We start from the raw sequence: 25,814 nt of genomic DNA, 5'->3' as shown, positions 1-25,814 counted from the left end.
CCGGCGGGTGTGGAGTCGCAGCATGAGCGCCACACTGAGATTCCTCGGGGCGACCGACACGGTCACCGGATCCCGCTACCTCGTCGACACCGGCACGACGCGGATCCTCATCGACTGCGGTCTCTTCCAGGGCTACAAGACCCTGCGCGAGCGCAACTGGGCCCGGTTCCCCGTCGACCCGTCGAGCATCGACGCCGTCGTCATCACCCACGCGCACCTGGACCACACCGGCTATCTGCCGGCGCTGGTGCGCGACGGCTTCGACGGCCCGATCCACACCACCACCGGCACCGCCGAGCTCAGCACCCTCATCCTGCCGGACAGCGGACGCCTGCAGGAGGAGCAGGCCTCGTACGCGGCGCGGCGCCACAGCTCCACGCATGCGCGCCCGCTGCCGCTGTACACCGAGGAGGACGCGACCGCCGCACTCGAGCACTTCGCCCCGCACGCGTTCGACGCCCCGGTCGAGATCGGAGATGCCCGGGTCACGTTCGTACCGGCCGGGCACATCCTCGGCGCGGCGCAGGTGCTGCTGGAGGCGGACGGCTGCCGGGTGCACTTCACCGGCGACCTCGGACGCACGGACGATGCGCTGATGCGCCCGCCGCGGGCATTGGAGCAGACGGATGTGCTCGTGTCGGAGTCCACCTACGGCGATCGGACGCATCCGGGCACGGATGCCGAGGCCGCCCTGGCCGACATCATCACGCGCGTCTGCGCGCGCGGGGGCGTCGTGCTGCTGCCCGCGTTCGCGATCGGCCGCGCCGAGTCGCTGCTGCTCCACCTCAGTCGGCTGCGCGCCACCGGACGGATCCCCGAGGTGCCGGTGTTCCTGAACAGCCCGATGGCGGTGAGCGGCGCGGAGATGTACGCCCGCCACCCCGAAGAGCACCGGATCTCGCCCGAGGAGTTCCACCGCATGTACGAGGGCGCCACGCTCGTGCACTCCGTCGAGGAGTCCAAGGCGCTCAACACCCGGGGAGGACCGGCGATCATCATCTCGGCCAGCGGCATGCTCGAGGGAGGGCGGATCCTGCACCACATCGCGTCGTACGGGCCGGATCCCCGGAACGCGATCGTGCTGACCGGGTTCCAGGCCGGGGGGACTCGCGGGGACGCCCTGCAGCGCGGAGAGCGCACGCTGCGCATCTACGGGCAGGACATCCCGATCCTGGCGGAGGTGCATTCGCTCGAGATGATGTCCGCGCACGCCGACGCCGGACAGATCGTGGAATGGATGCGGACTGCGCCCACAGCGCCTCGACAGGTCTTCCTGACCCACGGCGAACCGACCGCCGCCGACGCGTTGCGGCGGCGCATCAGGCGCGACCTGAACGGGAACGTGCGCGTGCCGCGCCTCGACGAGGTCGTCCCGCTGAGCGCATCCCGGAACGGTGCTGCGGTCGCGGCGGCCGACACCGCTCCTGCGAGCGTGCCCCCGGCGGCGGCACCGACGAGGCACGAGGAGCGCGGTTCCACGCCGGCGACCATGCGCGCCGCCGTGGTGTCCTCGTTCACGGAGCCCATCGCCGTGCAGGAGGTCCCCGTCCCCGTTCCGGGGCCCGGGCAGGTGCTCGTGCGCATCGAGACGAGCGGCCTCTGCCACACCGACATCCATGCTGCGCACGGCGATTGGCCGGTGAAGCCGTCTCTGCCGTTCATCCCCGGGCACGAGGGGATCGGCCGCGTCGACGGGCTGGGCGAGGGGGTCTCCGCGCCGTCGATCGGCACCCGCGTCGCGCTGGCCTGGCTCGGCTCGGCCTGCGGCTCCTGCCGGTACTGCGTGACGGGGCGGGAGAACCTCTGCCTCGCCCAGAAGAACACCGGCTACGCGGTGAACGGCGCTCATGCCGAGTACGCGGTGATCGATGCCCGTTTCGCCGTCCCCGTTCCTGACGCCGTCACCTCGCTCGACGCCGCGCCGCTGACCTGCGCCGGCGTGACGACGTATGCGGCGATCAAGGCCGCGCGGGTGACGCCGTCCGAGCGCGTCGCCGTGTTCGGCATCGGCGGCCTCGGACACCTGGCGATCCAGTACGCCCGGCTGGTCGGCGCCGAGGTCATCGCGGTGGATGTGAGCGACGAGAAGCTGAAGCTCGCCACGATGCTCGGCGCGGACCACGTCGTCAACGCGGCCGAGACCGACCCGGTCGCCGCGATCACAGCGCTCGGCGGCGCCGACGCCTGCATCGTGCTCGCCGTCGCGCCGGCGGTGTTCGATCAGTCCTATCGAGCCCTCGCGCGCGGTGGCCGGCTCGTGCTCGTGTCCCTTCCCAAGGACGGCACGCTGACGTTCCCCGTCTTCGACACGGTGCTCAACGGCATCCAGATCATCGGATCCATCGTCGGCACGAGGGAAGACCTCGCCGAAGTGTTCCGCCTGCACGCGCTGGGGCGCACCACCGTCGTGGCCCAGACCCGCGATCTCTCGTCGGCGGCCACGTCGATGCAGGAGGTGCTCGACGGCACCGTGCCCGCCCGCCTCGTCTTCGACTTCGACGTCGAGACCGCCGACTGAGCGGATCCGGATGACCTTCGTCCCGACCGCGGGGCGACGCACGGAGGAGCGTGATCCCATGGAAACCAACGAGAGAAAGCGCATCATCGTCGGCGTCGACGGGTCGGATTCCTCGATCGCCGCACTCCGCTACGCGGCCCGGCTCGCGGACGCCCTGGACGCCCCGCTCGAGGCCGTCACCACGTGGTACTACTCATCGCTCTCGGGCGCGAGGCTCGTGATGGAGTGGACGCCCGAACAGGATGCGACGGACACCTTGGCGGCGGCCGTCGACCAGGCGTTCGGCGACGACCCGCCGGCGGGGCTGATCCGCACCGTGGCCGGCGGACCGCCGGCGCGCACCCTGATCGAGATGAGCAGGACCTGCGAGATGCTCGTCCTGGGCAACCGCGGCCACGGCGGCTTCGTCGGCCTGCTGCTCGGCTCGGTGAGCGCCGCGTGCGTCCTGCACGCGCACGCACCGGTCCTGGTGGTCCACCCCCGGGAACTCCCGGACGAGGCGTGATCACACGCTCGGCGGCGTCGCGAAGGCACTCTGGGTGATCGCCCTCGTCTTCCTTCCCGTGCTCGCCCTGCTCACGTACCTCATCTTCCGAGGTCCGGGCATGCAGCACCGCGCGAACCTCGAAGCCGAACGGACTTTCGTCCCAGCCAGTGCGCATCGGGAGTCGAAGGATTGCACCATGAACACGATTGCAAACGCTCCCGTCCTCGTCGGTGTCGACGGCTCCGAATCCTCGCGTGACGCCCTTCGCTACGCGGGACAGATCGCGGCTGCACTCGGGGCGCCGCTGCGGGTGATCACGACGTGGGACTACCCGGCTCTCATCGACCTCTATCCGACCCTGGGCTGGGCGCCCGACGTGGATGCCGCCACCATCCTGGAAACGGCAGTCAAGGATGTCTTCGGAGCGAATCCGCCGGCGGAACTGTCGACCTCCGTCTTGGCCGGTCCGGCGGCGGCCGCACTGATCAAGGAGAGCGGCGGTGCAGAAATGCTCGTCCTTGGCAGCCGCGGACGCGGAGGTTTCGTCGGTCTGCTTCTGGGTTCTGTGAGCGCAACCTGTGCCACACATGCGCACTGCCCGGTGCTCATCGTGCGACGCGAGCAGCGCGATGAACGCGAGGAGCATTCCGTCGACTGAGCGCGATCGACGACGGCCACCAGGGGTTCCTGCGCGCAGGACGACACGGAGCCGTTCAGCCGGCCGCGCGCGCCCGCGCCACGACGATGCCCCGCTGCGAGGCAGGGAACCGGTCGAGCATGGCCCGCAGCTCGGCGGCGCCGACGTCCGCCCCGAACGCCTCCGCTCCGGGCTCCAGCATGATCCCCGCGGCAAGGTCGCCGGCGATCACGGGGTCGAACCCCAGGTCGTCGACGAGCCGCGCCACGCGGGCAACGTCCGCGGGATCGTCTCCGGCGACGGCGATGGCCTTGCGGTCGGGCGCCCCCGCCGGACGCGCCTCATCCTCCAGATCCTGGTAGCCCATGTGGTTGAGGGCCTTGACGACGCGAGATCCGGCGAGGAACCGCTGGACGATCTCGCTCGTCGACGTGCGCGGGTCGTCGAGCTCGGCGCGCAGGCCGTCTGCGCCCCACCAGTAGTTCATGGCGTCGATCACGAGCGTGCCGTGCAGCCGGTCGGCCGGCAGCGTCGTGTGCCGGCTCAGCGGCAGCGCGAGGAGCACCGCGTCGGATCGGTCCACGAGCTCTGCGACATCGACGGCGGCGGCGCCGAGCGCCTTCGCCGTGCGCTCGATCCTCGAGGGATCGGACGAGCCCGCGAGCAGCACGCGGTAGCCGGCCGCCACGGCGAGCCGGGCGAGCACGCCGCCGGCCCTGCCGGCACCGATGATGCCGAGCGTCTCGATCCGGGGTGCCTCGTCCGCCACGCCGCCATCGTAGCCAGCGCATCCCCCGCGCGGCCGGTCAGCGACGCAGCGCAGCAGGGCGCGGCAGCCCGATCTCCTCGAGGAGGTCGCCGAGGGCGCGATCGAGTTCCGCGCCCGCCTGCGTGATCTTGTTGACGCCGAAGCCGGCGAGCCGGGCGCCCGGCGCCTCGAAGCTCAGCGTGGTCCCCGGAGCGCCCGAGGTGTGCGCCTCGATGCGCAGCGGCGCATAGAGCATCGTGCCGGGATCGTGCCGGAACAGCCGCGCGGCGATCCCGTGGTGCGCGATCAGCCACACCGCGCTGCGGGAGCCGCCGCCGGCGCGCTCCATGAGCGCATCCGGGCGCCAGGTCCAGACCCGGACGAACCCGCTCGGCGCCTCCCACTGCAGCCCGCGCACGAAGGCCGCCCAGTCGCCGCCGCGCACCTCGGCGAGCGCATCCTCGTCCGACAGCGCGGGGACCGCGGCCTCGAACGCCCCGACCAGCGCGTCGAACTGCGCGTTCGTCTCGAGCCGGATCCGTCGCCCGGCGTGTTCGAAGACGGACTCGGCCGCGTCGTAGCTCACCGGACCATCCTCTCGCAGCGCCGGCGGGCCGACGCCGTCGCGGCACGCCGCTACGCTCGATCACGGAGAGGACGCACCCATGTCAACCGACGAGCACACGTCGCGCGTGAACGCCTCGCGCCGTCAGAGCCGCGCCCGCGTGATCACGATGGCGCGGATCCTGCTGCCCACCTGGGACGGATCCCTCCCGGCACTGACCGCGGAGCTGCGCCGCGAGGCCGGTCTCACCGACGGCGCGTTCCGCACTCTCTTCCCCGGCGACCGCGACCTCCTGCACGCCGTCGACCACGAGCTGCTCGAGGAGTGCGCCCAGCGCGTGCGGTCGGCCGCCGAGTCGTTCGATCCGCAGGCGCACCCCGGCGAAGCACCGGAGGTCGCGATCTCCGCCGCGCTCGCGCAGGCACGGCCGCTCGACTGGAGCTCTCTGACGATCCGGCTGCGGGAGCGGCAGCTCGCGGCCTCCACCGGCGCGCGCAGCGAGGACGTGATCGAGTCCGAGCGCGCGTTCCTGCCCGCGCTGCTGGAGGCGTTCGAGCTGCTGCTGTCGCGCATCGGACGCCGGTTCGAGTGGCAGCCGGCGCTCGGCGTGCGGGTCGTGATCCTCACCTACGAGCGGTCGTTCGAGTCGTGGATCGCCTCCGGCGGCAACGAGAAGTCGTTCCCGGAGTCGAGCTACGTGCGCCACACCCTGCCGGCGCTGCTGCTCGGCGTGAGCCGCCCGCAGGACTGACGGCCCCGGCTCCGCGCCTCCGGATCCGACGAGCAGGCCGGTTCCGACGCATCACCCGCGACCAGGCCAGCATCCTTCGATTGGCCGGGCCCCGACGCGAAGCGGACGGCCCCTCCCCGTCACGAACGGTGCAGGCTCGAAGCATGCCGACTCCCGAAATCCGCATCACGCCCCTGAGCGACGCCGCCGACGCGCGTGCGTTCCGGGAGATCAACGAGGACTGGATCTCCCGCATGTTCACCCTCACCGACTCCGATCGAACGCTGCTCGCGGATCCGGTGACCCGCATCGTCGAGCCCGGCGGGGATGTGCTGATCGCCCGCGACGGATCGGGTGAGGCCCTCGGCTGCGTCGCGGTGATCGCGTACGGCGACGGCGTGTTCGAACTCGCGAAGATGGGGGTGCGACCGGAGGCCCAGGGCGGCGGGATCGGACGGCGCCTCGTCGAGGCGGGCGTCCGTCGCGCCGCCGAGCTGGGCGGCCGACGGCTGTTCCTCGGGACGAACGGCAGACTCGCCCCCGCCGTGCACCTGTACGAGGAGGCCGGGTTCCGGCGCATCACCCGCGAGCAGCTGCCCGTCGCCGACTACTACGCGCGGGCCGACATCCTCATGGAGCGGCGACTGGATCCGGATCCGCGGTCCGCGGACTCCGAGGAGGCGGGCACCGCGCCGCTCCCCGTGCTCGACTATCTGCGTCGCGAGATCGACGGCACGCTGCGACCCGGCGACCGCACCCACCTGCGCTATCCGACCGCCATCTCGGGGCTGCTCGGGTTCCGCACGACCGCGGTCGGCCGCGGATCCGCGACGATCGAGGTCGAGGCGGATCCGCGATCGCACGGCAATCAGCAGGGCACGGTGCACGGCGGGTTCCTCGTCGAGCTGGCCGACGCCGCGATCGGCACCGCCCAATCGACCCTGCTGACCGAGGGCGAGTCGTTCGCGAGCGTGGAGCTGAGCGCCCGATTCCTGCGCCCGGTGTGGTCGGGGCGCCTCACCGCCGTGGCGACCGTGACGCATGCGGGGCGCACCCTCAGCCACTTCGACTGCGCGATCACGCGGGCCGACGGCAAACCCGTGGCGGCGGTGACGAGCGTCGTGATGACGCTCCGCGGCGATGACGCTGCGGGGAGGTAGCGGCCGAGGCTGAGCCCTCGGGACCCGGACAGAACCGGCTACCCCGCGGCGCCCCGCAACTGCGCCGTCACCAGGTCGAAGCTCTCGAAAGAGCGCTCCGCGCGGGAGATCGCGACGGCTCCTTCGGTGGCCGCCAGCACCTGCGCAGCGAATCCCTGCGCCCGCGCGGGGTCCATCCCGCCCGCCACGAAGAGCCGCGCCAGCAGCCCGCGCCAGTCGCGGAACAGACCGCCCGCCTTCGCCCGCAGCTCCCCCTCGCCCGTCGACGTGCTCACCGCGAGCAGAGAGCAGCCGACGGCGAAGTCGGTCAGCTCGAGCCCGCGCCGCCAGCCGTCCGTGAACGCCCGCACGACCGTGACCGGATCCTGCCCCGTCAACTGCTCGAGCCGCTCGAAGGTGCGCGCGCTCTGCACGTCGAGGGCCGCGGCGACCAGCTCGTCCTTGCCTCCGGGGAAGTGATGGTAGATGGATCCCCGGGGTGCTCCCGATCGCGCGATCACCTCGGTGAACGACGCCGCCTGATAGCCGTCCTCCGCGAGGATCCGGATCGCGGCGTCGATCATCGCCGCGCGCGCATCCGTCGCCATGGGTCAGGCTCCCTGCAGTTTCGCGATCTCGGCCCTGGCCGCCTGCACGAGGTCCGCGTTCGTGTGCGCCGTGCCCCACAGGCCCCAGCCGCCTTCGACCGCCTCGGTGAGCAGCACCCAGGTGCGCTCCGCCAGCGACGGGTCGCCGGCGGCCTCGGCGACGGCATCGGTCAGCCGTGCGACGACTGCGAGCTGCTTGTCGCGGTCGAGCGCGCCGGCGTTGGTGAGCACCTGGACCCGCACGTGGTCGCTGTCGCCGTCGACGTTGCGGATCGCCCCGGCGGGGAGCTCGTGCACGAACGCCGCCGTGTTCTTGCGGAACATCGGGATGTCGGGCACCTGCTCGACCTGCATCACGATCTCGGCCAGACGGCGCCCCAGGGTTTGCGGATCCGCGAACGTGCCCTCCGTCGCGTACAGATCGATCATCGGCATGACGAGCTCTTTCGTTCTATGATGATCGTCATAGTATGACGAGCGTCATAGTCCGCGCAAGAGGCGCCCTCGGGCGCTCCTCCGCCGGCCGGGCGGATCAGCGCGTCGGCCGACCGGGTCAGCGCGCCGGGATCTCGATCGCGCCCGTGCCGGTGAAGTTCACGAAGGTGCGGTCCCCGGTCTCGACGATCGTGAGCAGCACCTGTCCGCAGGCGGGGCATCGCGCGACGATCCCGGCGCCACTGCGGAACACGATCGTCGTCGCGATCTCGCCGACGTTGCCGCAGCCGTTGCATCGCGCCCGCGCGGTGGTGGCATCGAAGGCCAGCAGGTCGGTCAGCGCCCCCGCCAGCAGGTTCCCGTCGAAGTGCTGCATCAGGTTCCTCCGTAGCGCTCGGTGCGGATCGCGCGCGGATCGTGCCCCCGGTCGACGAGCCACGTCGCGACCTGCTCGACGAAGGCCGTCGCGCCGCACACGTAGACGAGAGGGTCGCCCTCGGGGCCGAACGTCGCCGCGGCGAGGCGTTCGCGCGTGAGGCGTCCGACCGGGGCGTCGTCGCCCGCGGGCGCGCGTCGCGTGTAGACGTAGTCCGCGACGAACGGCACGGATCCGTGCGCCGCCGCATCGAGCTCCTGCGCGAAGAACACGTCATCGGGCGTGCGTACCGAGTACAGCAGGCGGAACGGCGTGGCGTCCGCCGCGTCCAGGTGCGCCTGAGCGATCGCATACAGCGGGACCACCCCCGATCCGCCGGCGATGAGCTGCACCGGCCGTCCTGCTCCGCCGTCCGCAGGGGCGCGCCAGACGAAGTACGCGCCGAGCGGCCCGTGAACCTCCAGCCGGTCCCCCGCCCTCAGCTCGTCGATGAGGAACGGCGACACCTCGCCGTCGGGGACCCGGGCGACGGCGAGCACGACCCGGGCGCCATCGCCCGCGGAGGCGATCGAGTACGACCGTGTCGCCGTGTAGCCGTCGGGCGCGGTCAGGCGCACGTCGAGGTGCTGGCCCGGCAGGTTCCCCGGCCAGCCCGCCACGTCGAGCACGATGCGCGCGGCCGTGGGCGTCTCGCGCCGCACCTCGACGACGTCGGCCGTGTGCCAGGCCGCGCGCGGCAGCACGCGCTCCGTCACGACGCTCACCAGTAGCGCTCCTCCTTCCACGGATCCCCGTGGAGGTGGTATCCGTTCTGCTCCCAGAAGCCCGGCTCGTCGTCGGAGAGGAGGTCGAGTCCGCGGATCCACTTCGCGCTCTTCCAGAAGTACAGATGCGGCACGAGCAGCCGGGCGGGCCCGCCGTGCTCGGGATCGAGGGGCTCGCCCTCGAACTCGAACACGACCCAGGCCTTGCCGTCACGAAGATCCTCGAGAGGCACGTTCGTCGTGTAGCCGCCGTAGCTGTGCGCCATCGCGAACTCCTCCGACGCCTCGACGTCGGCGAGCAGTGTGTCGATCGAGACGCCCCGCCAGCGGGTTCCGAGCTTCGACCAGTGCGTGACGCAGTGGATGTCGACGACCACGTCCTCGACCTCGAGCTGCTGGAACTCGCCCCAGCTCCACCGCCGCACGCCCGCGGCGCTGCGGATCGTGAACTCCCAGTCCTCGGTGAAGACCTGCGGCGTGGGACCGGCCGAGAGCACCGGGAAGTCGTGCACGAGGGTCTGACCCGGCGGGAGCCGGTCGTCCTGATCCCGGCGCCGACCGGTGAAGCCTCGGGTGATGAACGACATCGCGAACCCCTCTCGCGGGAAGACGCCGGGACGTGAACACGCTCAGCCTGTCACTCGCGGACGGCCGGCGCCAGGGCTGCATCAGACTCCTGGCGTGGCGATGCGCAATCCGTCGGAGGACGGGCGTTCGGCAGTATGGGCGCTCCACGACATCGGGAGGAGGCGATCGCAGGATGCTCCCAGGTCTGCGGCCAGATCCACCTGTGGATAAATGGGAACAAATCTTCGAATCTCGCTAGAATCGGAGCATGACCAGCACCCTCGACCCGATCCGGGAAGCCACTCGGCTCCTGGATGAGGCATGGGCGGGCGCGGAGTCCGGGGCGGCGTTGTCACGGACGCAGCTGCTGGCGGTGAACGAGGCGATCGGGCGGCTCAAGCGCGCTGCGGATGCGGTGCACGCGGAGGTCGCGGCCCGGATCGCGCGGGAGTCGCGGCACGAGCTCGGACCGGCGTCGCTGGCGAAGCAGCAGGGTTACCGGAACGCGGCACAGCTGATCGCGACGACCACGGGGGCGTCGACCGGGGAGGCGCTCCGACTCGTGACGGTCGGCGAGGCGACCGCGCCGCGCACGAACCTGATCGGCGAGGCGCTTCCTGCGAAGTTCCCCGCTCTGCAGGAGACGCTGTCCGCGGGACGGGTCGGCGCCGCGGCGGCGGGGATGATCGTCGCCTTCCTGGATCGCATGATCCCGAAGGTCGGTCGCGACGCGGCCGCAGAGGCCGAACGGCTGCTGGTCGGCCTCGCTCCGGGGTTGTCCGCCGACGAGGTCCGCCGAGCGATCACCCGGACCGAGGCACATCTGGATCCGGACGGGGTCGCTCCGCGGGAGGACGCACTGCGTGCGCAGGCGGGCCTGTCGATGTTCGAACGGGGCGGGATGCTGCACGTGAACGCCACCCTCGACCCTGCCCGGGCCGCCTCCGTCAAGACCGCGATCGAAGGGTTCGTGTCGGCCGGGTTCGCCGCGAAGCACGAGAGCGACGACCCGGGCTCCGACCGCCGCACCGTGGCGCAGATCCAGGCCGACGCGCTCGTGCACCTCGCCGAGCACGGCCTCACCTGCCTGAAGAACCAGACTCTGAACGGGGCGACCGTCGTGGTACGGGTGAACGCGGCCGATCTGGAAGCCGGGACCGGATCCGGGCGGATCGACGGCATCGAGCAGCCGGTCGGCATCGACACCGTGCGGCGGATGGCCGGCGGCGGCAGCGTCATTCGGTGGACCTGCGGACAGGAGGGGGAGATCCTGAACTGGGGGCGCAATCGGCGCCTGTTCAGCAGGACCCAGCGCCTGGCCTTGACCGAACGCGACGGGGGATGCGCCTTCTGCGGGCTGCCGCCCTCGATGACGAAGGCCCACCACATCGAATGGTGGGCTCGAGACCTCGGCACGACGGATCTCGCCAACGGGGTCCTGCTCTGCGAGACCTGCCACCACCTCGTCCACGACAACGGATGGGTCATCCGCATCGACGGCGTCGGGATCCGTGCGAAGGTCTGGTTCCTGCCGCCGCCCGGCACCGGTGCGCCGCCCCGGCTCGGCGGGCGCGCCCGCACCGAACGCATCGCGTGAGCAGATTCCTCCCCGCCTGTGTCCGGATCCGCCCTGCCCGTTCGACGGAACAGGTGAAGGGGCCGAAGGGCGGCCCCGCACCGGAAGGAAACGCACATGCGAAAGATCGTGGCTTTCGACCACATGACGCTCGACGGATACGTGTCGTCGGGCAAGGGGATGGGGTTCGAATGGACGAACCGCGCGTACGACGAGGAGCTGTCCGCCTACGCGCAGCACATCCAGGAGGACATCGACCTCCCCGTCTACGGGCGCGAGACGTATCTCGGGATGTCCGGGTACTGGAGCACGCAGCCCACCGCCGAGAGCACGCCCACCGAGCGCGCGCACGCGGAGTGGGTCAACGCGGTCGACAAGATCGTCGTGTCGACGACCCTCGAGTCGGCCGACTGGAACAACACGCGGCTCGTCCGAGGGAACCTCGCCGAGGAGTTCGGGCGCCTGAAGGAGCAGCCGGGAGGCACGATCGCGATCTACGCGAGTCCCAAGCTCGTGCACTCGTTCCTCGCCCTGGGCCTGATCGACGAGTTCCGCATCGTCCTGCATCCCGTCGTCATCGGCGGTGGCACGCCGCTGTTCCCGACGGGCACCGACCTCGAGCTGACCCTCGAGGAGTCCCGCTCCTTCGCCGCCGGGGCGACCTACCTGCGCTACAGCGTCGCCTGAGAGAGGATCAGACCATGCGATACCTGCTGCTCATCCGGCCCGACGTCGAGGAACTGCCCGCCGACTGGGGTCCCGACCCCCGTCTCGAGGAGGAGATGGGCCACCTGCTCGAAGAGATGACGAAGGCCGGTGTGCTGCTGGACACGGCCGGGCTCCGTCCGCCCGAGGAAGGCGCGGTGCTCCGGCTCTCCGGCGGTGACGTGACCGTCGTCGACGGCCCGTACACCGAGTCGAAGGAGATGGTGGGCGGCTACTGCCTGCTCCAGACCCGCACGCGCGACGAGGCCGTCGAATGGGGCACGCGGTTCCTGCGCATCCACGGCCCCGAGTGGACGATGGCCCTCGAGCTGCGCGAACTCGACGGCGAATAGTGGCGACCGACCCGCCCGTCGACCGCGCGGTGCCGCGCGCGGTCGACGCGGCGTGGCGGATCGAATGGCCGCAGCTCGTCGCCGTGCTGACCCGTCTCGTGGGCGACATCACACTGGCCGAGGATCTGGCGCAGGACGCGCACCTGGCGGCGCTGGAGCAGTGGCCCCGGGACGGGATCCCGCACAATCCGGGCGCCTGGCTGACCGTCACGGCGAAGCGCCGGGCGATCGACCGGATCCGCCGCGACGCGACCCTCGCCCGCAAGCTGCCGCTGCTGGAGGGCGAGCTGCTCGCCGACGCCGCGTCGGCACCGGATCCGGGGTCGGTCGTGGACGGCGAGATCTCCGACGACCTGCTGCGGATGCTCTTCACGGCGTGCCACCCGGTGCTGCCGCGCACCTCCCAGGTCGCGCTGACGCTGCGCATGGTGGGCGGGCTCACGACCGAGGAGATCGCCCGGGCGTACGTGACCGCGACCCCGACGATCGTGCGCCGCATCTCGCGCGCGAAGAAGACGATCCGCGACCAGCGGATCCCCTACGAGGTGCCCTCGGGCGCCGAGCTCGCAGCCCGGCTCGACGCAGTGCTCGAGGTGATCTACCTCGTCTTCAACGAGGGCTACGCCGCGACGGCCGGCGACGACTGGATGCGCATCGATCTGTGCACAGAGGCGCTGCGCCTCGCCCGGCTCCTGTGCGCCCTGATGCCCGCCGAGCCGGAGGTGCACGGGCTCGCCGCGCTGCTGGAGCTGCAGGCGTCCCGGCTGCGCTCCCGGCACGACGCGTCCGGGCGCCTCGTGCTGCTGCGCGACCAGGACCGCACCCGCTGGGACCGGCTGCTGATCCGCCGCGGCTATGCGGCGCTCGCGCGTGCGCACGCGCTCGCCCGGGACCGCGGACGGCCGCCCGGCCGCTACGCGCTGCAGGCGGCGATCGCCGCCGCGCACGCGATGGCCGCGACGCAGGCCGACACCGACTGGCGCCGGATCGCCGGCCTCTACGCGGTGCTCGCCGCGCGGTTCCCTTCGCCGATCGTCGAGCTCAACCGCGCGGTGGCCGTCGCCGAGGTGCACGGGCCCACCGCGGGCCTCGAGCTCGTGGATGCGCTCGTCGACGGCGGTGCGATCGACGACTACCACCTGCTGCACGCCGTGCGCGGCGACCTGCTGCAGCGCCTCGGACGCTCGGCCGCGGCGCAGGCGGAGCTCCTGCGGGCGGCCGAGCTCACCGCGAATGCCGCCGAGCGGGCGATGCTGCTCGACCGGGCGGGTCGCTGAGCCCGCGGCACGGCGGCTGAGCCCGTGCGGCACCGCATCGCGACCGAGCGCGGACCACCGGCGAGGCGCACGAAACCGTTCGCTCCTGAACCCGTAACGGCGCCGAAACACCGGGGTGCGACGCTGGGCACGGCGAAGCTCCTCGAGTCGGCGTCGCGATGGCGGGATCCTGTTTCGCCGCATCGTCCCGCCTCCCGGAGAGGACTGCTCATGGATCCGCTCACCACCTTCGTCCTGATCGGCGCTCTCGTCGTGGCCGCCGCCTGGCTCGCGCCACGGCTCCGGCTGCCCGCGCCGCTGGTGCAGCTCCTGCTCGGGCTGCTCGTCGGGCTCCTCCCCCAAGTGCGCAGCATCCACCTCCCCTCCGACGCGGTGCTCGTGTTGTTCCTGCCTGCCCTGCTGTTCTGGGAGGCGCTGATGACGCCGCTGCGCGAAGTGCGCCGCGACCTGCGGGTCATCCTCCTGCTGAGCACGCTGCTCGTGGTCGCGACGACCTTCGGCACCGCCGGCATCGGCGTCGCGCTCGGATGGGGATGGCTGCCGGCGCTCGTCCTCGGCGCCGCGCTGGCCCCGACCGACGCCACCGCCGTCGGGGCGCTCGCCCGCGCCCTCCCCCATCGCAACGTGATCCAGCTGCGGGCCGAGAGCCTGGTCAACGACGGCACAGCCCTGGTGATCTACACGATCGTGATCGGACTGGCCGCGAGCGGCGCGCACTACAGCGGCTGGGAGATCACGGGCCTGGTCGGCCTGGCGTACGGCGGCGGAGCGGTCGTCGGGCTCCTCGCGGGTCTGCTGGGGACGTTCGTGCTGCGCCGCCTGACCGACCCGCTCCTGCACAACGCCGCCCTGGTGCTGGTGCCGTTCGCATCGTTCCTCGCCGCGGAGCAGATCCACGCCTCGGGCGTCATCGCCGTCGTCATCGCCGGCCTGTACCTGAGTCGCACGGGTCCGCGCTCCGGCACCCCGCAGTCCCGGCAGCAGCGGGACGGCTTCTGGACCCTGGCGACCTCGACCCTCAACGGCGCCCTCTTCGTGCTGATCGGGATCGAGGCGCAGTCGGCGATGCGCTCGGTGCCGCTCACGAGCATCCCGATGCTGCTCGTGCTGTGCGTGCTGATCTGGATCGCGATCCTGCTCATCCGCTTCGGGTTCCAGATGATCACGACCTGGGGGATCCGGCTCGTGGACCGGAGCCCCGCTCAGCGCCAGAAGCGCATGACGCATCGCGCCAGGGTCGTCTCGACGGTCGCGGGCTTCCGTGGCGCGATCTCCCTGGCCGTCGCCCTCGCCGTGCCCGCCGACATGCCCGGTCGCGCGGAGATCATCTTCGTCGCCACGGGCGTCATCATCCTCACGATCCTCGCGCAGGGGATGCTCCTGCCCGCCGTGATCCGGTGGGCGCGCTTCGAGCCCGACACGATGGTGGCCGCCGAGTTCACGCGCGCGCACCGCGCCGCACTGCTCTCCGCGATCCACGCCTCGCCCGGGCTCGCCCGGGAGATCGACGTGCCGGAGCACGTGCGCGAGCGCGTGGTGGAGGAGTATCGCGACCGTCTCGAGCGGATCGGCGCCGCCCCGGAGCCGGGGCGCAGCACCCGCCGGGATCTCGACCACGACTACGCCGCGCTGAGCCTCGCCCTCGTGGACCACACGCGCGAGGTCGTGATCCGGCTGCGCAACCACGGCGCGATCAGCGACGCCACGCTGCACCGGCTGCAGACGCGCCTGGACCGCGATGCCCTGCACCTCACCCCGGCGTCAGCGGAGCGGCACGACTGAGCCCTGCTCCGCCGCCGGAGTCGGATCCGCGGCGAGCGCCCGATCGAGCGCCCGGTCGAGCTCCGCGGCGGTCGGGGGCATGGCGCCGGCACGGCCGACCGTCAGCGCGGCCGATGCGGCGGCGACGGCGCCGATCTCGGCGAGCTGCGCCCGGGTGAACCGGCCCGCTCGCGCGTCGTCGATGCCGACCCTCCGCACGATCGCGGCGATGAGCCCCGACATGTACGCGTCTCCGGCGCCGATGGTGTCCACGGCGACCGTGGGCCGCACCGGCACCTCGACGCGCAGATCGCCCGTATGCAGCACGCTGCCCTCCGCACCTCGGGTCATGACGACGAGGCGCGCCCCGGCCGCGAGCAGGCGCTCCGGCGCGGCCTGGGCATCGTCGGGGTACAGCCACGCGGCGTCCTCGTCGCTGAGCTTGACCACCGCGGCGCGCGCGGCGTACGCCTCGACCCGCGCCCTGGTCTCCTCGCGCGGCGGCATGAGCGCCGCGCGGATGTTCGGGTCGAACGTGACGAGCACCTGCTCGGGGAGTCCCGCGACGAGCTCCCGCACGCCGTCGGCGCCGGGCGCGCGCAGCGCGCCGATGGATCCGACGTGCACCACGTCGAATCCCGCGGTCGCCGGCGGGGTGGAGAACGCCCAGGTGAGATCGAACTCGTAGCTCGCGGATCCGTCCGCGCCGATCCTGGCCAGCGCGGTCGACGTCGGCCGGCCGGCGTCGGCGGTGCGCACGATCGCGACTCCGGCCTCGGCCAGATGCCGCACGATCGCGGATCCGCCCTCGTCCGTGCCGAACGCCGTCGCGAAGGTCGTGGCGAGCCCGAGGCGTGCGAGCCCGAAGGCGACGTTCAGCGGGCTGCCGCCGACGTGGCGGGCCTGCCGGCCGCCCCGGTCGACGATGTCGATGAGCGCCTCGCCGATGACGAGGATCCGCTCGGCGCCGGCCGTCATGCGACCGCCGCCTCTGCGACGCCGTGCGCGTCCGGGATCTCCGCCAGCCAGGTCAACCGTGAGCCGCCGCCGACCACGAGGGGTGCCAGGGCGGCGTTGAACACCGCGTTCGCGGGGGCCGAGACGTGCGCGCGGAACGCCGCGTCGTCGGCGTACTCCTCGTAGACGAAGAAGCGGTCGGGATCGTCCCGCAGCCGATGCGCGTCGAAGCGCACGGCGCCCGACTCCTCCGCCACGCTCCGGCGGTACCCGGCCACGAGGGACGCCACCGCGTCCCCCGCACCGGGCACCGCCTGGAACTCCGCGTAGAGATGCATCGAGGTCACAGCGTCTGCGCGCCCGTCATGATCGCCACGGCCTCGCCCATGGTGTGCGACTGGGGCGTGATCGTGCCCGCGCGCTTGCCGAGCCGCTGGATGTGGATCCGGTCGGCGACCTCGAACACGTGCGGCATGTTGTGGCTGATCAGGATCACGGGCACGCCGGTGTCGCGCAGGCGCTTGATGAGCTCGAGCACCTGGTTGCCCTCGCGCACGCCCAGCGCGGCGGTCGGCTCGTCGAGCACGACGACCTTCGAGCCGAAGGCGGCGGCGCGGGCCACGGCGACGGCCTGACGCTGTCCGCCGGAGAGGTTCTCGATCGGCACCGTGACGTCCTGCAGCGTCGAGATCCCGAGCCGGGTGAGCTCCTCGCGGGCGTTGCGGCGCATCGCCTTCGTGTCGAGCATGCGCAGCGCGGATCCGAGGAAGCCCGGACGGCGCAGCTCGCGGCCCAGGTACATGTTGCTGGCCACGTCGAGCGCCGGCGAGACGGCCAGCGACTGGTACACGGTCTCGATGCCGGCGTCGCGAGCGTCCTGCGGACGGCGGAAGTGCACCGGCTTGCCGTCGAGCAGCAGTTCGCCGCCGTCGGGGATCTCCGCGCCGGTGAGGCACTTGATGAGGGTGGTCTTGCCGGCGCCGTTGTCGCCGATGATCGCGAGCACCTCCCCCGCGTACAGGTCGAGGCTGACGCCGTCGAGACCGACGACGTGCCCGTAGGTCTTGACGAGCCGCTTGGCCGAGAGGACCGGCGTGCGGGTTTCCGTGGTGGTTGCGGCGTTCACTTGCGCACCTTCCGAATCCACTGATCGATGGAGACCGCGACGATGACGAGGATGCCGACGGCGAGGGTCTGGTACAGCACGTCCAGGCCTGCGAGGGCGAGGCCGTTGCGGAAGACGCCGACGATGAGCGCTCCGAGCAGGGTGCCCCACACGTTGCCGCGGCCGCCGAAGAGGCTCGTGCCGCCGATGACGACGGCGGTGATGGCGTTGAGGTTGGCGTCGACGGCAGCGTTCGGGCTGGACCCGAAGTCGCGGCCGATCTGGATCCAGGCGGCGAGCGCGACGATCGCGCCGGCGACCACGTAGACGCTCAGCAGCACGCGGTTCACCCGGATGCCGCTGAGGCGGGCGGCCTCGGGGTCGTCGCCGACCGCGTACACGTGACGGCCCCACGCCGTGCGGCCGAGCGCGAACGCGACGACCACGTAGAGCAGGATCATCATGAGCACGCCGTAGGTGACGTCGACGCCCAGGTGGAACGTGGATCCGGTCCAGGTGATGATGTCGGGCAGCTTGCTGCCCTGCACCGTCGCGCCGTTGGAGAGCAGCAGCGTGAGCGCGGTGAAGATGCTCAGCGTGCCGAGCGTGACGATGAACGGCGGCAGGTTGAGCCGGGTCACCAGGAAGCCGTTGATGACGCCGGTGACGACACCGGCGACGAGCCCGACCAGGAGCGCGAGGATCCCGGGGATCCCCAGCCCGGCGGCGGCGTTGCCGATCACGACCGAGCTGAGCACCATGGCGGCTCCGACGGAGAGGTCGATGCCGGCGGTGAGGATGACGAGGGTCTGGGCCACGCCGAGGGTGCCGATGACGGCGACCTGCTGGGTGACCAGGGACAGGTTGTTCGGGGCCAGGAACCGGGGGTTGATGACGCCGAAGATGATGATCGCGACGACGAGCACGATGGCCGGGCTGATCGCCGGGTAGCGGTAGAGGATCGCGCGGATCCGCTGCAACGGCGTCTGCCGGGCGAGGAACTCGTCGGCGAGGTGGAGCGCCGAGGTCGGCGGCCCCGCCTCGGGCGTGGTCGTGGTGGTGTCAGACATGAGGGCTTTCCCGTTCGAGAGAGATCCGAGACAGAGGAGGGAGGGGCGCCGGCTGCTCCGCCGGCGCCCCGGGGATCACTTGCCCCAGCAGGTGCCGGCGGCGTCGGCGGAGGTCAGGCTCTCCAGGCCGGTCTGGGCCTGGTCGGTCACGAGCTTCTGACCGGTGCTGAAGAAGTCGAGGCCATCGGTGGTCTTGGGCTTCTCACCGCCGCGGGCGATCTTCGCGATGGCCTCCATGCCGAGCGACGCCATCTTGGACGGGTACTGCTGCGCCGTCGCGCCGATGATGCCGTCCTTCACGTAGCCGACGCCCGTGCAGCCGCCGTCGATCGAGACGATCGTGACGTCCTTCTCCTTGCCCGCGGCCTTGAGCGCCTGGTACGCGCCGTACGCGGCGGGCTCGTTGATCGTGTACACGACGTTGATGTCGGGGTTCTTGGAGAGCAGCGTCTCCATGGCCGACCGGCCGCCGTCCTCGGCGCCCTGCGTGGCCTGGTGGCCGGCGATGGTGTACTCGCCGCCCTTGCCGCCCGTGTAGCTGCCGCTCTTGGCCTCGGATCCGTTCTTGCTCTTGTCCGGCACCGCGATGCCGAGTCCCTTCAGGAAGCCCTGGTCGCGGTTGAGGTCGACCGAGACGATCTGGTCGCTGAACAGGTCGAGCATCGCGATCGTCGCCTTCTTGCCGTCGAGCTTGGCGGCGGTCCACTTGCCGATCAGCTCGCCGGCGGCGAAGTTGTCGGTGGCGAAGGTGATGTCGACGGAGTCGGCCGGGTCGGGCACGGTGTCGAGGGCGATCACGTAGAGCCCGGCCTTGCGCGCCTTGGCGATCTCGTTGTTGACGGCCGATCCGTTCGGTGTGATCAGGATGCCCTTGTCGCCGCGGGAGATCGCGTTCTCGATCGCCTGGATCTGACTGTCGGTGTCGCCGTCCTTCTTGCCGGCGGCGAGGGTGAGCTTGACGTTCGCCTTCTTGGCGTCGGCCTGGGCGGCGTCCTCCATCGAGACGAAGTACGGGTTCGTGGTGGTCTTGACGATCAGCGTCACGCCGACCTCGTCGTTCGGCCCGGCGGTGGCGCCACCGCCGCCCGTCGACGAACAGGCGCTCAGGGAGAGCGCGGCGATGGCGGCGAACGAGGCCGCGGCCGCGAGCTTCGTGCGGCGAGTCATGTGCAGAGGCATCTTTGCTGTCCTTACAGGAGGGGGGCGTCCATGACACCCTGACAACGGTGTCAACAGCTATGTTTAACCTACCGACGCACGATGCGCAACCCTCCGGAGGAAGATGATGACACCGTTATCGGATCCCCGCCCGTCGCGCACCACGATCCGCGAGGTCGCCCAGCACGCGGGCGTGGGGATCAAGACCGTCTCGCGCGTCGTCAACAACGAGCCGAACGTCGCCCCCGCGACGGCGGCACGCGTGCGCGCCTCGATCGAGGAGCTGCGTTGGGAGCCCGACGCGCTCGCCGCGAACCTGCGGCGCACCACCACCCGCACCCGCACGATCGGCCTGCTGCTCGGAAGCGTGTCCAATCCGTTCGCGGCGGCGATCCACCGCGCGATCGAAGACGTGGCGGCGCACCGCGACGTCGCGGTGTTCGCGTCGAGCCTCGACGACGATCCCGCCCGCGAGGTCGCGGCCGTCGAGGCCTTCGTCCGGCGCAAGGTCGACGGGCTCATCCTCACCTGCGTCGCGGCGAGCCAGGCGTACCTGCGGGAGCTCGTGCCGCCGGACATGCCGATCGTCTTCATCGACCGCGAACCGGCGCAGTTCGCCGCCGACACCGTGCACTCCGACAACGTGGAGGGCGCACGGATGGCGACCCGCCACCTCCTCGGCTTCGGGCACCGTCGCCTGGCACTGCTGATCGACCGGCGCGAGATCTGGACCGCGCGCGAGCGGGAGCGCGGGTTCCTCCTCGCCCTCGACGAGTTCGGCATCGCGCCCGAGACCGCCACGATCCTGGACGGGCTGTCCGACCACGTGGCCGCGGAGCGCGCCGTGCTGTCGGTGCTCGGCGCACCGAACGCGCCCACCGCGATCGTGAGCGGTCAGAACCTCATCACCGTCGGCGCCGTGCATGCCCTGCGCAAGCTCGGCCGCCATCGGGATGTGGCGCTCATCGGCTTCGACGACCTGGAGCTGGCCGACCTGATGGACCCCGGCGTGAGCGTGGTCGCCCAGCGCCCCCAGGAGATCGGCGACGTCGCGGCCGCGCGACTGTTCGCGTCGCTCGACGCCGGGCGACGGCTGGATCCGGCCCCGATCATCGTGCCGGTGGACCTGATCCCGCGCGGCTCGGGCGAGATCCGCCCTCCGTCGGCCTGAGCGGACCGGCTCAGGCGACCGGGACGATCAGATCCGCCGCCTCGCGCGCAGACCGGATCCGCTCGGCGTTGGGGTCGTCGACCGCAGCGACCCATGCCTCGGCCTCGCCCTGCGTCTTGCCGAACGCGACGTGCCGGGCGACCAGCCGCTCGTGCCGCAGCGGTGCCGGCGTCTCGGCGAACCAGACCTCGGCGAGCAGGCGGCGGGCGGCCTGCCACGGCGCGTCGGCGTCCAGGAGGTAGTTACCCTCGGTCACGACGAGGGCGGGCCCGGGCGCGATGCACCGGTTCGCGGCGATCGGCTGCTCGAGGGTGCGCTCGAACCCGGGCACGTAGACCGGGTGCTCGATGTCGGTGAGCACCCGGTGCAGCGTCGCGGCGTACCCCCAGCCGTCGAACGTCTCGATCGCGCCCTTGCGCCCGCGCAGCCCCTGCGCGTCGAGGCTGGCATCGCCGAGGTGGAAGCCGTCCATGGGGAGCCAGGCGACGGCGACGCCGCGCTCTTCGAGAGCGGCGATCAGAGCCAGCGTCAGGGTCGTCTTGCCCGATCCCGGCTCCCCCGCGATGCCGAGGGCGACGCGCTCCGCCCGCCGGGCGAGCCCCGCCGCGCGGTCGATCAGGGCGGGGTCGATGGTCGGCATCCGGGAATGCTATCTGACGGCGAGAGCGGGCGTCCGGTGAGACGTGACCCAGCGGGTCGCCGGGCCCCGTTGCTCTACGCTGGCCGGGTGAGCGCTGCACGAAGACACATCCCCGCGGGAGCCGAGCTCGACGTTCTGATGCGAGTGTATGGATACCGCTTCATCCGGACCGGTGGCGTGGCGGGTGCAGAGAAGTCGAAAGACCACGGAGACATCGCCGAAGCCGAATCCTTCGGCTGGCCGGTCGGCACCGCCGAGCACCTCGCGCCCGTGGAGGTCTTCGAGCGGTCGATCGCCGCTACATCGACGCTCGACGAGGACGCCGTGCTCGGGGCTTTCGTGGCCGGCCTGGGCAGCGCGCCGCATGGCCGCCAGACCTTGATCTCCTTCGCATGGGCACGGCACCTCGCCTCTGCACCGAGGAGGGGGAACGAGCTGCCGGACTGCGGCCTGGGCCAAGACGAGGAGCTCGAACTGGACTCGACCGAGGTGCTTCTCCGTCTCGCGCTCGGCTGGGCCTGGAACGAGCAGCCGCATCGTTACCTCCCGGATCTCGAGACCGCCGCCGCGACGGGTCTGCCCTCTCCCACCGCCGAAGACAGAGAGCGGATGGGCGCTTTGCTCGAGGTGATCTCGGTCCAGCCCGGAGGGACGACCGCGAGTGGGCTCGAGAAGGCGGTCGCCCGCGCCAAGATCGTGCCAGGCACGGACAAGTACCAGCGCTATGGCATCCTCATCGGACTCGCCGAATACGGGCTGCTGCCGAGCACGCTCTCTCCCAGCTGGGATGGGTTCGTGACCCGCACGGCGTTCGCTGAGGCATGGTCGGGCGGACCCCGATCCGACATCACACCGCCGCTCTCCGGCTGGCGCGGCGGTATCGACGCGCAGCGGGCGGCGCGACTGCGGGGTGTGTGAGAAGCACCCCCCGAGTCCCTGACGCTCAGAGCACGACCGGCGGCTCCCGGTTCGCGATCCGGTTCTACGGCGTGGCGCCGCGCTGTTCGCCGGCCAGCAAGTCGGCGTATCGCTGCGCCGCGGCAGCCGCGTCGAGTTCGAGGATCTCGCGCTCGGGCATCCCGAGGCGGGTCAGCTCGCGTACCAGATGAAGCGGGACAGCGCTGCGGATGGGAACCGCATCGGGTGCTCCCCGGTCGGGAATGACGCTGTCCCTCACGCAGCGCCAGAACACCTCCGCGGTGGCTTCAAGCTGCTGGCGGAGAATATGCGACCACATTCCGGCCGAATAGTCGGTGCGATCCACCGGCCGCGAGATCCTCGTGCGGAGGATCCTGCCGTCCCACAGTGCGAGCTCGTACGTCTTGTGGTGGGTGACAGGCCTCCCGACGGCGCCTCTGACCAGGTCCCAGTTCTCGTTGACGCAGAAGGAGTCATGGTCCTCCCGCGTCGCCACCGGATGCTTACTCACCTCCGCGCTCGAACCACTCCAGGAGCTGGGCATCCGAGGAGAGCTTGACCAGCTGCACGAGGGACCAGTTGTCGCGGTGGTTGGGCGCCTGCTGAAGGCGAGCCTCCCAGTCTTCCGCGTATTCACGAAGGGAGAGAACGAGGTCGCTCAGTGCGTCGTCGACCGTGGCGCCCTCCGAGACGAAGGGGCGCCCCGACATCAGGGCGATGATGCGCCCGTGATCGCTCGTCACCTCGACACGAGGCGAAACGGTTCGGAAGAAGAACCCTCGGAGCCTGTCTGCAGGGACGACGACCGAGACCTGCCCGTCACGCGCAACCGTGACTGAACGGCCCTGTTCGGTCGCATCGAGGACGTCCTTGAAGTGGGTCCGAGCAGACGTGAAGGAAGGGTAGTCGACGGCAGCCGAGGGGCTCATGGTGTCTCTCTGGTGTGCAGTGAAGCCGGCGGCGAGCGCCGGCAGATCCGGACGTAACGTACATGATGTACGTGACGTACTTGCCACTATACAAGCTCGCCACAGATCTGTCGCGCGACTCCTCCCCTCCTCTCGACCCAGGCCTGGGTGCGCGGTGCAGCTGCCTACCTCGATTGCCAGATCCGTCCGGTAATGCCGCCCGATTCCGCCTGGCAGCGGCGGCCCGTCGACCGTAGATTTCAAGGGTGTCGAAGCGAATCGTCGTGCTGGTGCTGCCCCATGTGAACCTGCTGGATCTGTCAGGTCCCGTGCAGGCGTTCTCGGCGGCCGCGCGCCTCGGCGCCGGCTACGACCTCGCGTTCGTCTCCTCGGATCCGCTCGTGTCGTCGGCTCAGGGACTGGACCTGTCCGGCCTCGGCGCGCTGGCGCCGGTGCACGACGGCGATCTCGTCCTGATCCCCGGCGCCGACCTGACCATGTCGCTGGAGATCGACCCGGGGGTGATCCGCTGGATCCGGGAGGCCGCGGACGCCGGCGCGCAGATCGCGTCGGTCTGCACCGGGGCGTTCCTGCTGGGCGAGGCGGGCCTGCTCGACGGGCACCGCTGCACGGCGCACTGGAGCGTGATCGACCACATGCGCGAGCGGTACCCGCGCGCCCGGGTCGTGGACGACGTGCTCTTCGTCATGGACGGCCTGATCCTCACCAGCGCGGGCATCGCGTCGGGCATCGACCTCGCGCTCGCGATCATCGAGCAGGATCACGGCGCACCGCTCGCGGCCCGGGTCGCTCGCGAGCTGGTGGTCTATCTCCGCCGCAACGGCACGGCGGCCCCGACCAGCCCCTTCGTCGAGTTCCGCGACCACGTCGTCCCGGAGGTGCAGGCCGTGCAGCAGATCCTCGCCGACGGGTTCGCGGAGCATTACACGCTCGAGGAGCTCTCGCAGGCCGTGCATCTCGCACCTCGCACCCTGACGAGCAAGTTCGTCCGCACGGTCGGCATGACGCCCCTGCAGTACCAGCAGACCCTGCGCATCGGCCACGCGAAGGCCCTGCTGTCATGCACCGGCCTCTCGATCGAGGAGATCTCGCTGGCCTGCGGTTACGCCGACGCCCGCCAGCTGCGGCGCATGTTCTCCCAGGTGCAGGGCCTGTCTCCGCGCGAGTACCGCGCCTCGCTGCGCTAGCCCGACCCGCCGCACCCTCACACCCCGACCCGCGACGTCCCGTCGCGGTCCCTTCACCGACCCATCGGAGCCCCCATGAACACCTTCCTTCGGCGCGCCCTGCTCACGGCCGGCGGCATCGCCCTCTCCGCCGCCGTGCTCGGCGGCACCGCGGCCGCCGGCTTCGCCACGACCATGGCGCAGGACTTCGCGCCGCTCCCCGCGCATGCCGCCGCGACCGCGGCCATTCGGCCGGCCGCCCCCGACCGAATCCAGGTCGCCATCCTCCTCGGACGCAGCGGCACCGTCGCGACCGACGCGATGGGCCCCTATGGCGTCTTCGCCGCGTCGGACCGCTTCGACGTGCGCACGGTCGCGGCGTCGCGCGCCCCGGTCGCGCTGTCCGGCGGGCTCACCACCGTGCCCGACGCGACCTTCGACGACTACGCGTCCGGCCGGCTGCCCCGCCCCGATCTCGTCGTCGTCCCCGCGATCGCCGATCCGTCCGGCGCCGGGGAGGCGGAGCTGCGCGCCTTCATCGAGACCGCGCACGACGCCGGCGCCCGCGTGATGGGCGTGTGCGCCGGCGCCCGCGTGCTCGTCGAGACCCCGGTGCTCCACGGCAAGCGGGCGACGTCGTTCTGGTCCGACATCGACGGGATGACCTCGGCGCACCCGGAGACCACGTGGGTGCGGGGGCAGCGCTGGGTCGAGGACGGCGACGTGCTCACCACCGCGGGCGTGAGCTCCGGGATCGCCGCGAGTCTGCACGTCGTGCAGCAGCGGGCCGGCACCGCCGAGGCCGTGCGGATCGCCGACGAGGTGCGCTACCCGCACTGGGCGCCGGACGGGTCGACGGACATCCCGGTCAACACGGTGTCGCTCGGTGACTACCCGTACGTGCTCGGGGCGACGCTGCCATGGGGGCAGCCCCGCTACGGCCTCGGGCTCACGCCCGGCGTCGACGAGATCGACGTCGCGGCGGCCGCCGAGCTGTACGGCGGGGCGGCCTTCACCGCGCACGTCGTGCCGGTCGCCGAGCGTGAGGAGGTCGTCACCCGGCACGGCATGACGCTCCTCGCCACCCCGATCGGAGACGCCGGCCGGCTCGATCGCCTCGTCATCCCCGGCGCGACGTCACCCGCGCCGCTCGCGGACGCCGCCCCCGGCGTGCCGGTGTTCCTCCCGGCCGCGGCCTCGGGCAGCGGCAACGCGAGCTTCGACCCGATCCTCGCCGACATCGCGCGCACCGACGGGCGCCACGTCGCCGAGACCGCCGCGAAGTACATCGAGTACCCGCTGCCTGCGCTCCCCCGGCAGGACGGGACGCCCGTGCGGGTGACCGTGATCGCGATCACCTCCCTGATCCTCGCGATCGCGGCCGGCATCGTCCCCGCGCTGCTCAGCCGGATCCGCCGTCGCCGCGGCATGCGACCGCAGGCACGGTGAGGGCG

Annotated in this window: 29 protein-coding genes; 14 read left to right on the top strand and 15 right to left on the bottom strand. The window is 71.6% G+C overall.

From position 1 onward, the window contains the following. Window positions 1–22 precede the first annotated feature (22 nt). The 3 genes from NFX31_RS17525 to NFX31_RS02935 are packed head-to-tail and all read left to right on the top strand — an operon-like array spanning window position 23 to window position 3,663. Window positions 23–2,518 (top strand): zinc-binding dehydrogenase, encoded by a 2,496-nt coding sequence (locus NFX31_RS17525; protein WP_338101487.1) that lies wholly within the window; start codon window positions 23–25, stop codon window positions 2,516–2,518. Window positions 2,519–2,576: 58 nt separating this feature from the next. Beyond that, the gene (locus NFX31_RS02945; protein WP_045251679.1) at window positions 2,577–3,023 is read left to right on the top strand and encodes a universal stress protein; all 447 of its coding nucleotides are present in this window, start codon (window positions 2,577–2,579) and stop codon (window positions 3,021–3,023) included. A gap of 34 nt (window positions 3,024–3,057) precedes the next feature. Further along, complete coding sequence (locus tag NFX31_RS02935; RefSeq protein WP_420847425.1) at window positions 3,058–3,663, top strand: universal stress protein; 606 nt, start codon at window positions 3,058–3,060, stop codon at window positions 3,661–3,663. Window positions 3,664–3,718: 55 nt separating this feature from the next. On the opposite strand, the gene NFX31_RS02930 is transcribed toward NFX31_RS02935, so the two are convergent. Both NFX31_RS02930 and NFX31_RS02925 read right to left on the bottom strand, forming a co-directional pair. Then, complete coding sequence (locus tag NFX31_RS02930; protein WP_211256067.1) at window positions 3,719–4,411, bottom strand: NADPH-dependent F420 reductase; 693 nt, start codon at window positions 4,409–4,411, stop codon at window positions 3,719–3,721. Window positions 4,412–4,448: 37 nt separating this feature from the next. Further along, window positions 4,449–4,976, bottom strand: coding sequence for a DUF302 domain-containing protein (locus NFX31_RS02925; protein ID WP_262956746.1), 528 nt, complete (start codon window positions 4,974–4,976; stop codon window positions 4,449–4,451). Window positions 4,977–5,055: 79 nt separating this feature from the next. Here NFX31_RS02925 and NFX31_RS02920 point away from each other — a divergent pair, with 79 nt between their 5' ends. Beyond that, complete coding sequence (locus NFX31_RS02920) at window positions 5,056–5,706, top strand: hypothetical protein (protein WP_045251594.1); 651 nt, start codon at window positions 5,056–5,058, stop codon at window positions 5,704–5,706. Between the two features lie 143 nt (window positions 5,707–5,849). Further along, a complete protein-coding gene (locus tag NFX31_RS02915) occupies window positions 5,850–6,845 on the top strand; it encodes a GNAT family N-acetyltransferase (RefSeq protein ID WP_248700483.1) in 996 nt (331 codons plus the stop codon). Window positions 6,846–6,883: 38 nt separating this feature from the next. Here the strand turns inward: NFX31_RS02915 and NFX31_RS02910 are convergent, their stop codons facing one another. The 5 genes from NFX31_RS02910 to NFX31_RS02890 form a co-directional block, all read right to left on the bottom strand. Then, window positions 6,884–7,432 carry a TetR/AcrR family transcriptional regulator gene (locus tag NFX31_RS02910; RefSeq protein WP_045251593.1) on the bottom strand — a complete coding sequence of 183 codons (549 nt, stop codon included), beginning with the start codon at window positions 7,430–7,432 and terminating at the stop codon, window positions 6,884–6,886. 3 nt (window positions 7,433–7,435) lie between these two features. Beyond that, entirely contained in the window at window positions 7,436–7,867 is a 432-nt protein-coding gene (locus NFX31_RS02905; protein WP_045251592.1) for a tautomerase family protein, read from the bottom strand. Between the two features lie 118 nt (window positions 7,868–7,985). After that, window positions 7,986–8,243, bottom strand: a complete 258-nt coding sequence (locus tag NFX31_RS02900) for a DUF6510 family protein (protein WP_045251591.1) — start codon at window positions 8,241–8,243, stop codon at window positions 7,986–7,988. After that, entirely contained in the window at window positions 8,243–9,007 is a 765-nt protein-coding gene (locus NFX31_RS02895) for an FAD-binding oxidoreductase (RefSeq protein WP_248700482.1), read from the bottom strand. The genes NFX31_RS02900 and NFX31_RS02895 overlap by 1 nt, the downstream gene beginning before the upstream one ends. Then, entirely contained in the window at window positions 9,004–9,594 is a 591-nt protein-coding gene (locus NFX31_RS02890) for a molybdopterin-dependent oxidoreductase (RefSeq protein WP_262956745.1), read from the bottom strand. Before NFX31_RS02890 ends, NFX31_RS02895 begins: the two co-directional genes overlap by 4 nt. Before the next feature lie 248 nt (window positions 9,595–9,842). Between NFX31_RS02890 and NFX31_RS02885 the strand changes: the two genes are divergently transcribed. The 5 genes from NFX31_RS02885 (at window position 9,843) to NFX31_RS02865 (ending at window position 15,267) form a co-directional block, all read left to right on the top strand. After that, on the top strand, window positions 9,843–11,171 hold the full coding sequence (locus NFX31_RS02885) for an HNH endonuclease (RefSeq protein WP_045251589.1): 1,329 nt from the start codon (window positions 9,843–9,845) through the stop codon (window positions 11,169–11,171). A 96-nt stretch (window positions 11,172–11,267) separates the two neighbouring features. Then, window positions 11,268–11,837: a dihydrofolate reductase family protein gene (locus NFX31_RS02880; RefSeq protein WP_045251588.1), complete on the top strand. Its 570-nt coding sequence runs from the start codon at window positions 11,268–11,270 to the stop codon at window positions 11,835–11,837. A gap of 14 nt (window positions 11,838–11,851) precedes the next feature. Then, window positions 11,852–12,208, top strand: a complete 357-nt coding sequence (locus tag NFX31_RS02875; protein ID WP_091478513.1) for a YciI family protein — start codon at window positions 11,852–11,854, stop codon at window positions 12,206–12,208. After that, window positions 12,208–13,485, top strand: a complete 1,278-nt coding sequence (locus NFX31_RS02870) for an RNA polymerase sigma factor (RefSeq protein ID WP_338101486.1) — start codon at window positions 12,208–12,210, stop codon at window positions 13,483–13,485. The genes NFX31_RS02875 and NFX31_RS02870 overlap by 1 nt, the downstream gene beginning before the upstream one ends. A gap of 210 nt (window positions 13,486–13,695) precedes the next feature. Beyond that, complete coding sequence (locus NFX31_RS02865) at window positions 13,696–15,267, top strand: Na+/H+ antiporter (RefSeq protein WP_091478519.1); 1,572 nt, start codon at window positions 13,696–13,698, stop codon at window positions 15,265–15,267. Here the strand turns inward: NFX31_RS02865 and NFX31_RS02860 are convergent. The 5 genes from NFX31_RS02860 to NFX31_RS02840 form a co-directional block, all read right to left on the bottom strand. Beyond that, the gene (locus NFX31_RS02860; protein ID WP_262956744.1) at window positions 15,247–16,224 is read right to left on the bottom strand and encodes a carbohydrate kinase family protein; all 978 of its coding nucleotides are present in this window, start codon (window positions 16,222–16,224) and stop codon (window positions 15,247–15,249) included. The two genes, NFX31_RS02865 and NFX31_RS02860, sit on opposite strands and share 21 nt — an antisense overlap. Continuing rightward, complete coding sequence (locus tag NFX31_RS02855) at window positions 16,221–16,541, bottom strand: putative quinol monooxygenase (protein WP_262957237.1); 321 nt, start codon at window positions 16,539–16,541, stop codon at window positions 16,221–16,223. The genes NFX31_RS02860 and NFX31_RS02855 overlap by 4 nt, the downstream gene beginning before the upstream one ends. A gap of 5 nt (window positions 16,542–16,546) precedes the next feature. Continuing rightward, window positions 16,547–17,329: an ATP-binding cassette domain-containing protein gene (locus NFX31_RS02850; RefSeq protein WP_045251582.1), complete on the bottom strand. Its 783-nt coding sequence runs from the start codon at window positions 17,327–17,329 to the stop codon at window positions 16,547–16,549. After that, the gene (locus NFX31_RS02845; protein ID WP_262956743.1) at window positions 17,326–18,378 is read right to left on the bottom strand and encodes an ABC transporter permease; all 1,053 of its coding nucleotides are present in this window, start codon (window positions 18,376–18,378) and stop codon (window positions 17,326–17,328) included. Before NFX31_RS02845 ends, NFX31_RS02850 begins: the two co-directional genes overlap by 4 nt. A 75-nt stretch (window positions 18,379–18,453) precedes the next feature. Then, window positions 18,454–19,545, bottom strand: coding sequence for a substrate-binding domain-containing protein (locus tag NFX31_RS02840; protein ID WP_175491270.1), 1,092 nt, complete (start codon window positions 19,543–19,545; stop codon window positions 18,454–18,456). A 118-nt stretch (window positions 19,546–19,663) separates the two neighbouring features. Between NFX31_RS02840 and NFX31_RS02835 the strand changes: the two genes are divergently transcribed. Further along, window positions 19,664–20,707 carry a LacI family DNA-binding transcriptional regulator gene (locus NFX31_RS02835; protein WP_262956742.1) on the top strand — a complete coding sequence of 348 codons (1,044 nt, stop codon included), beginning with the start codon at window positions 19,664–19,666 and terminating at the stop codon, window positions 20,705–20,707. A gap of 10 nt (window positions 20,708–20,717) precedes the next feature. Here NFX31_RS02835 and NFX31_RS02830 read toward each other — a convergent pair whose 3' ends face one another. Then, window positions 20,718–21,347, bottom strand: a complete 630-nt coding sequence (locus NFX31_RS02830) for a nucleoside/nucleotide kinase family protein (RefSeq protein WP_262956741.1) — start codon at window positions 21,345–21,347, stop codon at window positions 20,718–20,720. 87 nt (window positions 21,348–21,434) lie between these two features. Here NFX31_RS02830 and NFX31_RS02825 point away from each other — a divergent pair, with 87 nt between their 5' ends. After that, complete coding sequence (locus tag NFX31_RS02825) at window positions 21,435–22,265, top strand: hypothetical protein (RefSeq protein WP_262956740.1); 831 nt, start codon at window positions 21,435–21,437, stop codon at window positions 22,263–22,265. Window positions 22,266–22,329: 64 nt separating this feature from the next. Here NFX31_RS02825 and NFX31_RS02820 read toward each other — a convergent pair whose 3' ends face one another. Together NFX31_RS02820 and NFX31_RS02815 are read right to left on the bottom strand one after the other, a co-directional pair. Then, window positions 22,330–22,611 carry a hypothetical protein gene (locus tag NFX31_RS02820; protein WP_262956739.1) on the bottom strand — a complete coding sequence of 94 codons (282 nt, stop codon included), beginning with the start codon at window positions 22,609–22,611 and terminating at the stop codon, window positions 22,330–22,332. 157 nt (window positions 22,612–22,768) lie between these two features. Next, window positions 22,769–23,008, bottom strand: coding sequence for a hypothetical protein (locus NFX31_RS02815; RefSeq protein WP_211256064.1), 240 nt, complete (start codon window positions 23,006–23,008; stop codon window positions 22,769–22,771). 431 nt (window positions 23,009–23,439) lie between these two features. Here NFX31_RS02815 and NFX31_RS02810 point away from each other — a divergent pair, with 431 nt between their 5' ends. Continuing rightward, entirely contained in the window at window positions 23,440–24,381 is a 942-nt protein-coding gene (locus NFX31_RS02810) for a GlxA family transcriptional regulator (protein WP_262956738.1), read from the top strand. Window positions 24,382–24,456: 75 nt separating this feature from the next. Continuing rightward, window positions 24,457–25,809 carry a DJ-1/PfpI family protein gene (locus NFX31_RS02805; protein WP_262956737.1) on the top strand — a complete coding sequence of 451 codons (1,353 nt, stop codon included), beginning with the start codon at window positions 24,457–24,459 and terminating at the stop codon, window positions 25,807–25,809. The last annotated feature ends 5 nt before the right edge of the window (window positions 25,810–25,814 follow it).

It is taken from the genome of Microbacterium azadirachtae, assembly GCF_025583665.1.
In the GTDB taxonomy this organism is placed as follows: Bacteria; Actinomycetota; Actinomycetes; order Actinomycetales; family Microbacteriaceae; genus Microbacterium; species Microbacterium azadirachtae.
This window is presented reverse-complemented; position numbering and strand designations above follow the sequence as displayed.

What these genes read in the sequence shown, in the direction of transcription:
- NFX31_RS02865 (WP_091478519.1), top strand. Translation starts at nt 13,696, where the DNA reads ATGGATCCGCTCACCACCTTCGTCCTGATCGGCGCTCTCGTCGTGGCC.
- NFX31_RS02920 (WP_045251594.1), top strand. Translation starts at nt 5,056, where the DNA reads ATGTCAACCGACGAGCACACGTCGCGCGTGAACGCCTCGCGCCGTCAG.
- NFX31_RS02945 (WP_045251679.1), top strand. Translation starts at nt 2,577, where the DNA reads ATGGAAACCAACGAGAGAAAGCGCATCATCGTCGGCGTCGACGGGTCG.
- NFX31_RS02840 (WP_175491270.1), bottom strand. Translation starts at nt 19,545, where the DNA reads ATGACTCGCCGCACGAAGCTCGCGGCCGCGGCCTCGTTCGCCGCCATC.
- NFX31_RS02880 (WP_045251588.1), top strand. Translation starts at nt 11,268, where the DNA reads ATGCGAAAGATCGTGGCTTTCGACCACATGACGCTCGACGGATACGTG.
- NFX31_RS02830 (WP_262956741.1), bottom strand. Translation starts at nt 21,347, where the DNA reads ATGCCGACCATCGACCCCGCCCTGATCGACCGCGCGGCGGGGCTCGCC.
- NFX31_RS17525 (WP_338101487.1), top strand. Translation starts at nt 23, where the DNA reads ATGAGCGCCACACTGAGATTCCTCGGGGCGACCGACACGGTCACCGGA.
- NFX31_RS02835 (WP_262956742.1), top strand. Translation starts at nt 19,664, where the DNA reads ATGACACCGTTATCGGATCCCCGCCCGTCGCGCACCACGATCCGCGAG.
- NFX31_RS02805 (WP_262956737.1), top strand. Translation starts at nt 24,457, where the DNA reads ATGAACACCTTCCTTCGGCGCGCCCTGCTCACGGCCGGCGGCATCGCC.
- NFX31_RS02910 (WP_045251593.1), bottom strand. Translation starts at nt 7,432, where the DNA reads ATGGCGACGGATGCGCGCGCGGCGATGATCGACGCCGCGATCCGGATC.
- NFX31_RS02845 (WP_262956743.1), bottom strand. Translation starts at nt 18,378, where the DNA reads ATGTCTGACACCACCACGACCACGCCCGAGGCGGGGCCGCCGACCTCG.
- NFX31_RS02875 (WP_091478513.1), top strand. Translation starts at nt 11,852, where the DNA reads ATGCGATACCTGCTGCTCATCCGGCCCGACGTCGAGGAACTGCCCGCC.
- NFX31_RS02905 (WP_045251592.1), bottom strand. Translation starts at nt 7,867, where the DNA reads ATGCCGATGATCGATCTGTACGCGACGGAGGGCACGTTCGCGGATCCG.
- NFX31_RS02855 (WP_262957237.1), bottom strand. Translation starts at nt 16,541, where the DNA reads ATGCATCTCTACGCGGAGTTCCAGGCGGTGCCCGGTGCGGGGGACGCG.
- NFX31_RS02915 (WP_248700483.1), top strand. Translation starts at nt 5,850, where the DNA reads ATGCCGACTCCCGAAATCCGCATCACGCCCCTGAGCGACGCCGCCGAC.
- NFX31_RS02885 (WP_045251589.1), top strand. Translation starts at nt 9,843, where the DNA reads ATGACCAGCACCCTCGACCCGATCCGGGAAGCCACTCGGCTCCTGGAT.
- NFX31_RS02900 (WP_045251591.1), bottom strand. Translation starts at nt 8,243, where the DNA reads ATGCAGCACTTCGACGGGAACCTGCTGGCGGGGGCGCTGACCGACCTG.
- NFX31_RS02890 (WP_262956745.1), bottom strand. Translation starts at nt 9,594, where the DNA reads ATGTCGTTCATCACCCGAGGCTTCACCGGTCGGCGCCGGGATCAGGAC.
- NFX31_RS02860 (WP_262956744.1), bottom strand. Translation starts at nt 16,224, where the DNA reads ATGACGGCCGGCGCCGAGCGGATCCTCGTCATCGGCGAGGCGCTCATC.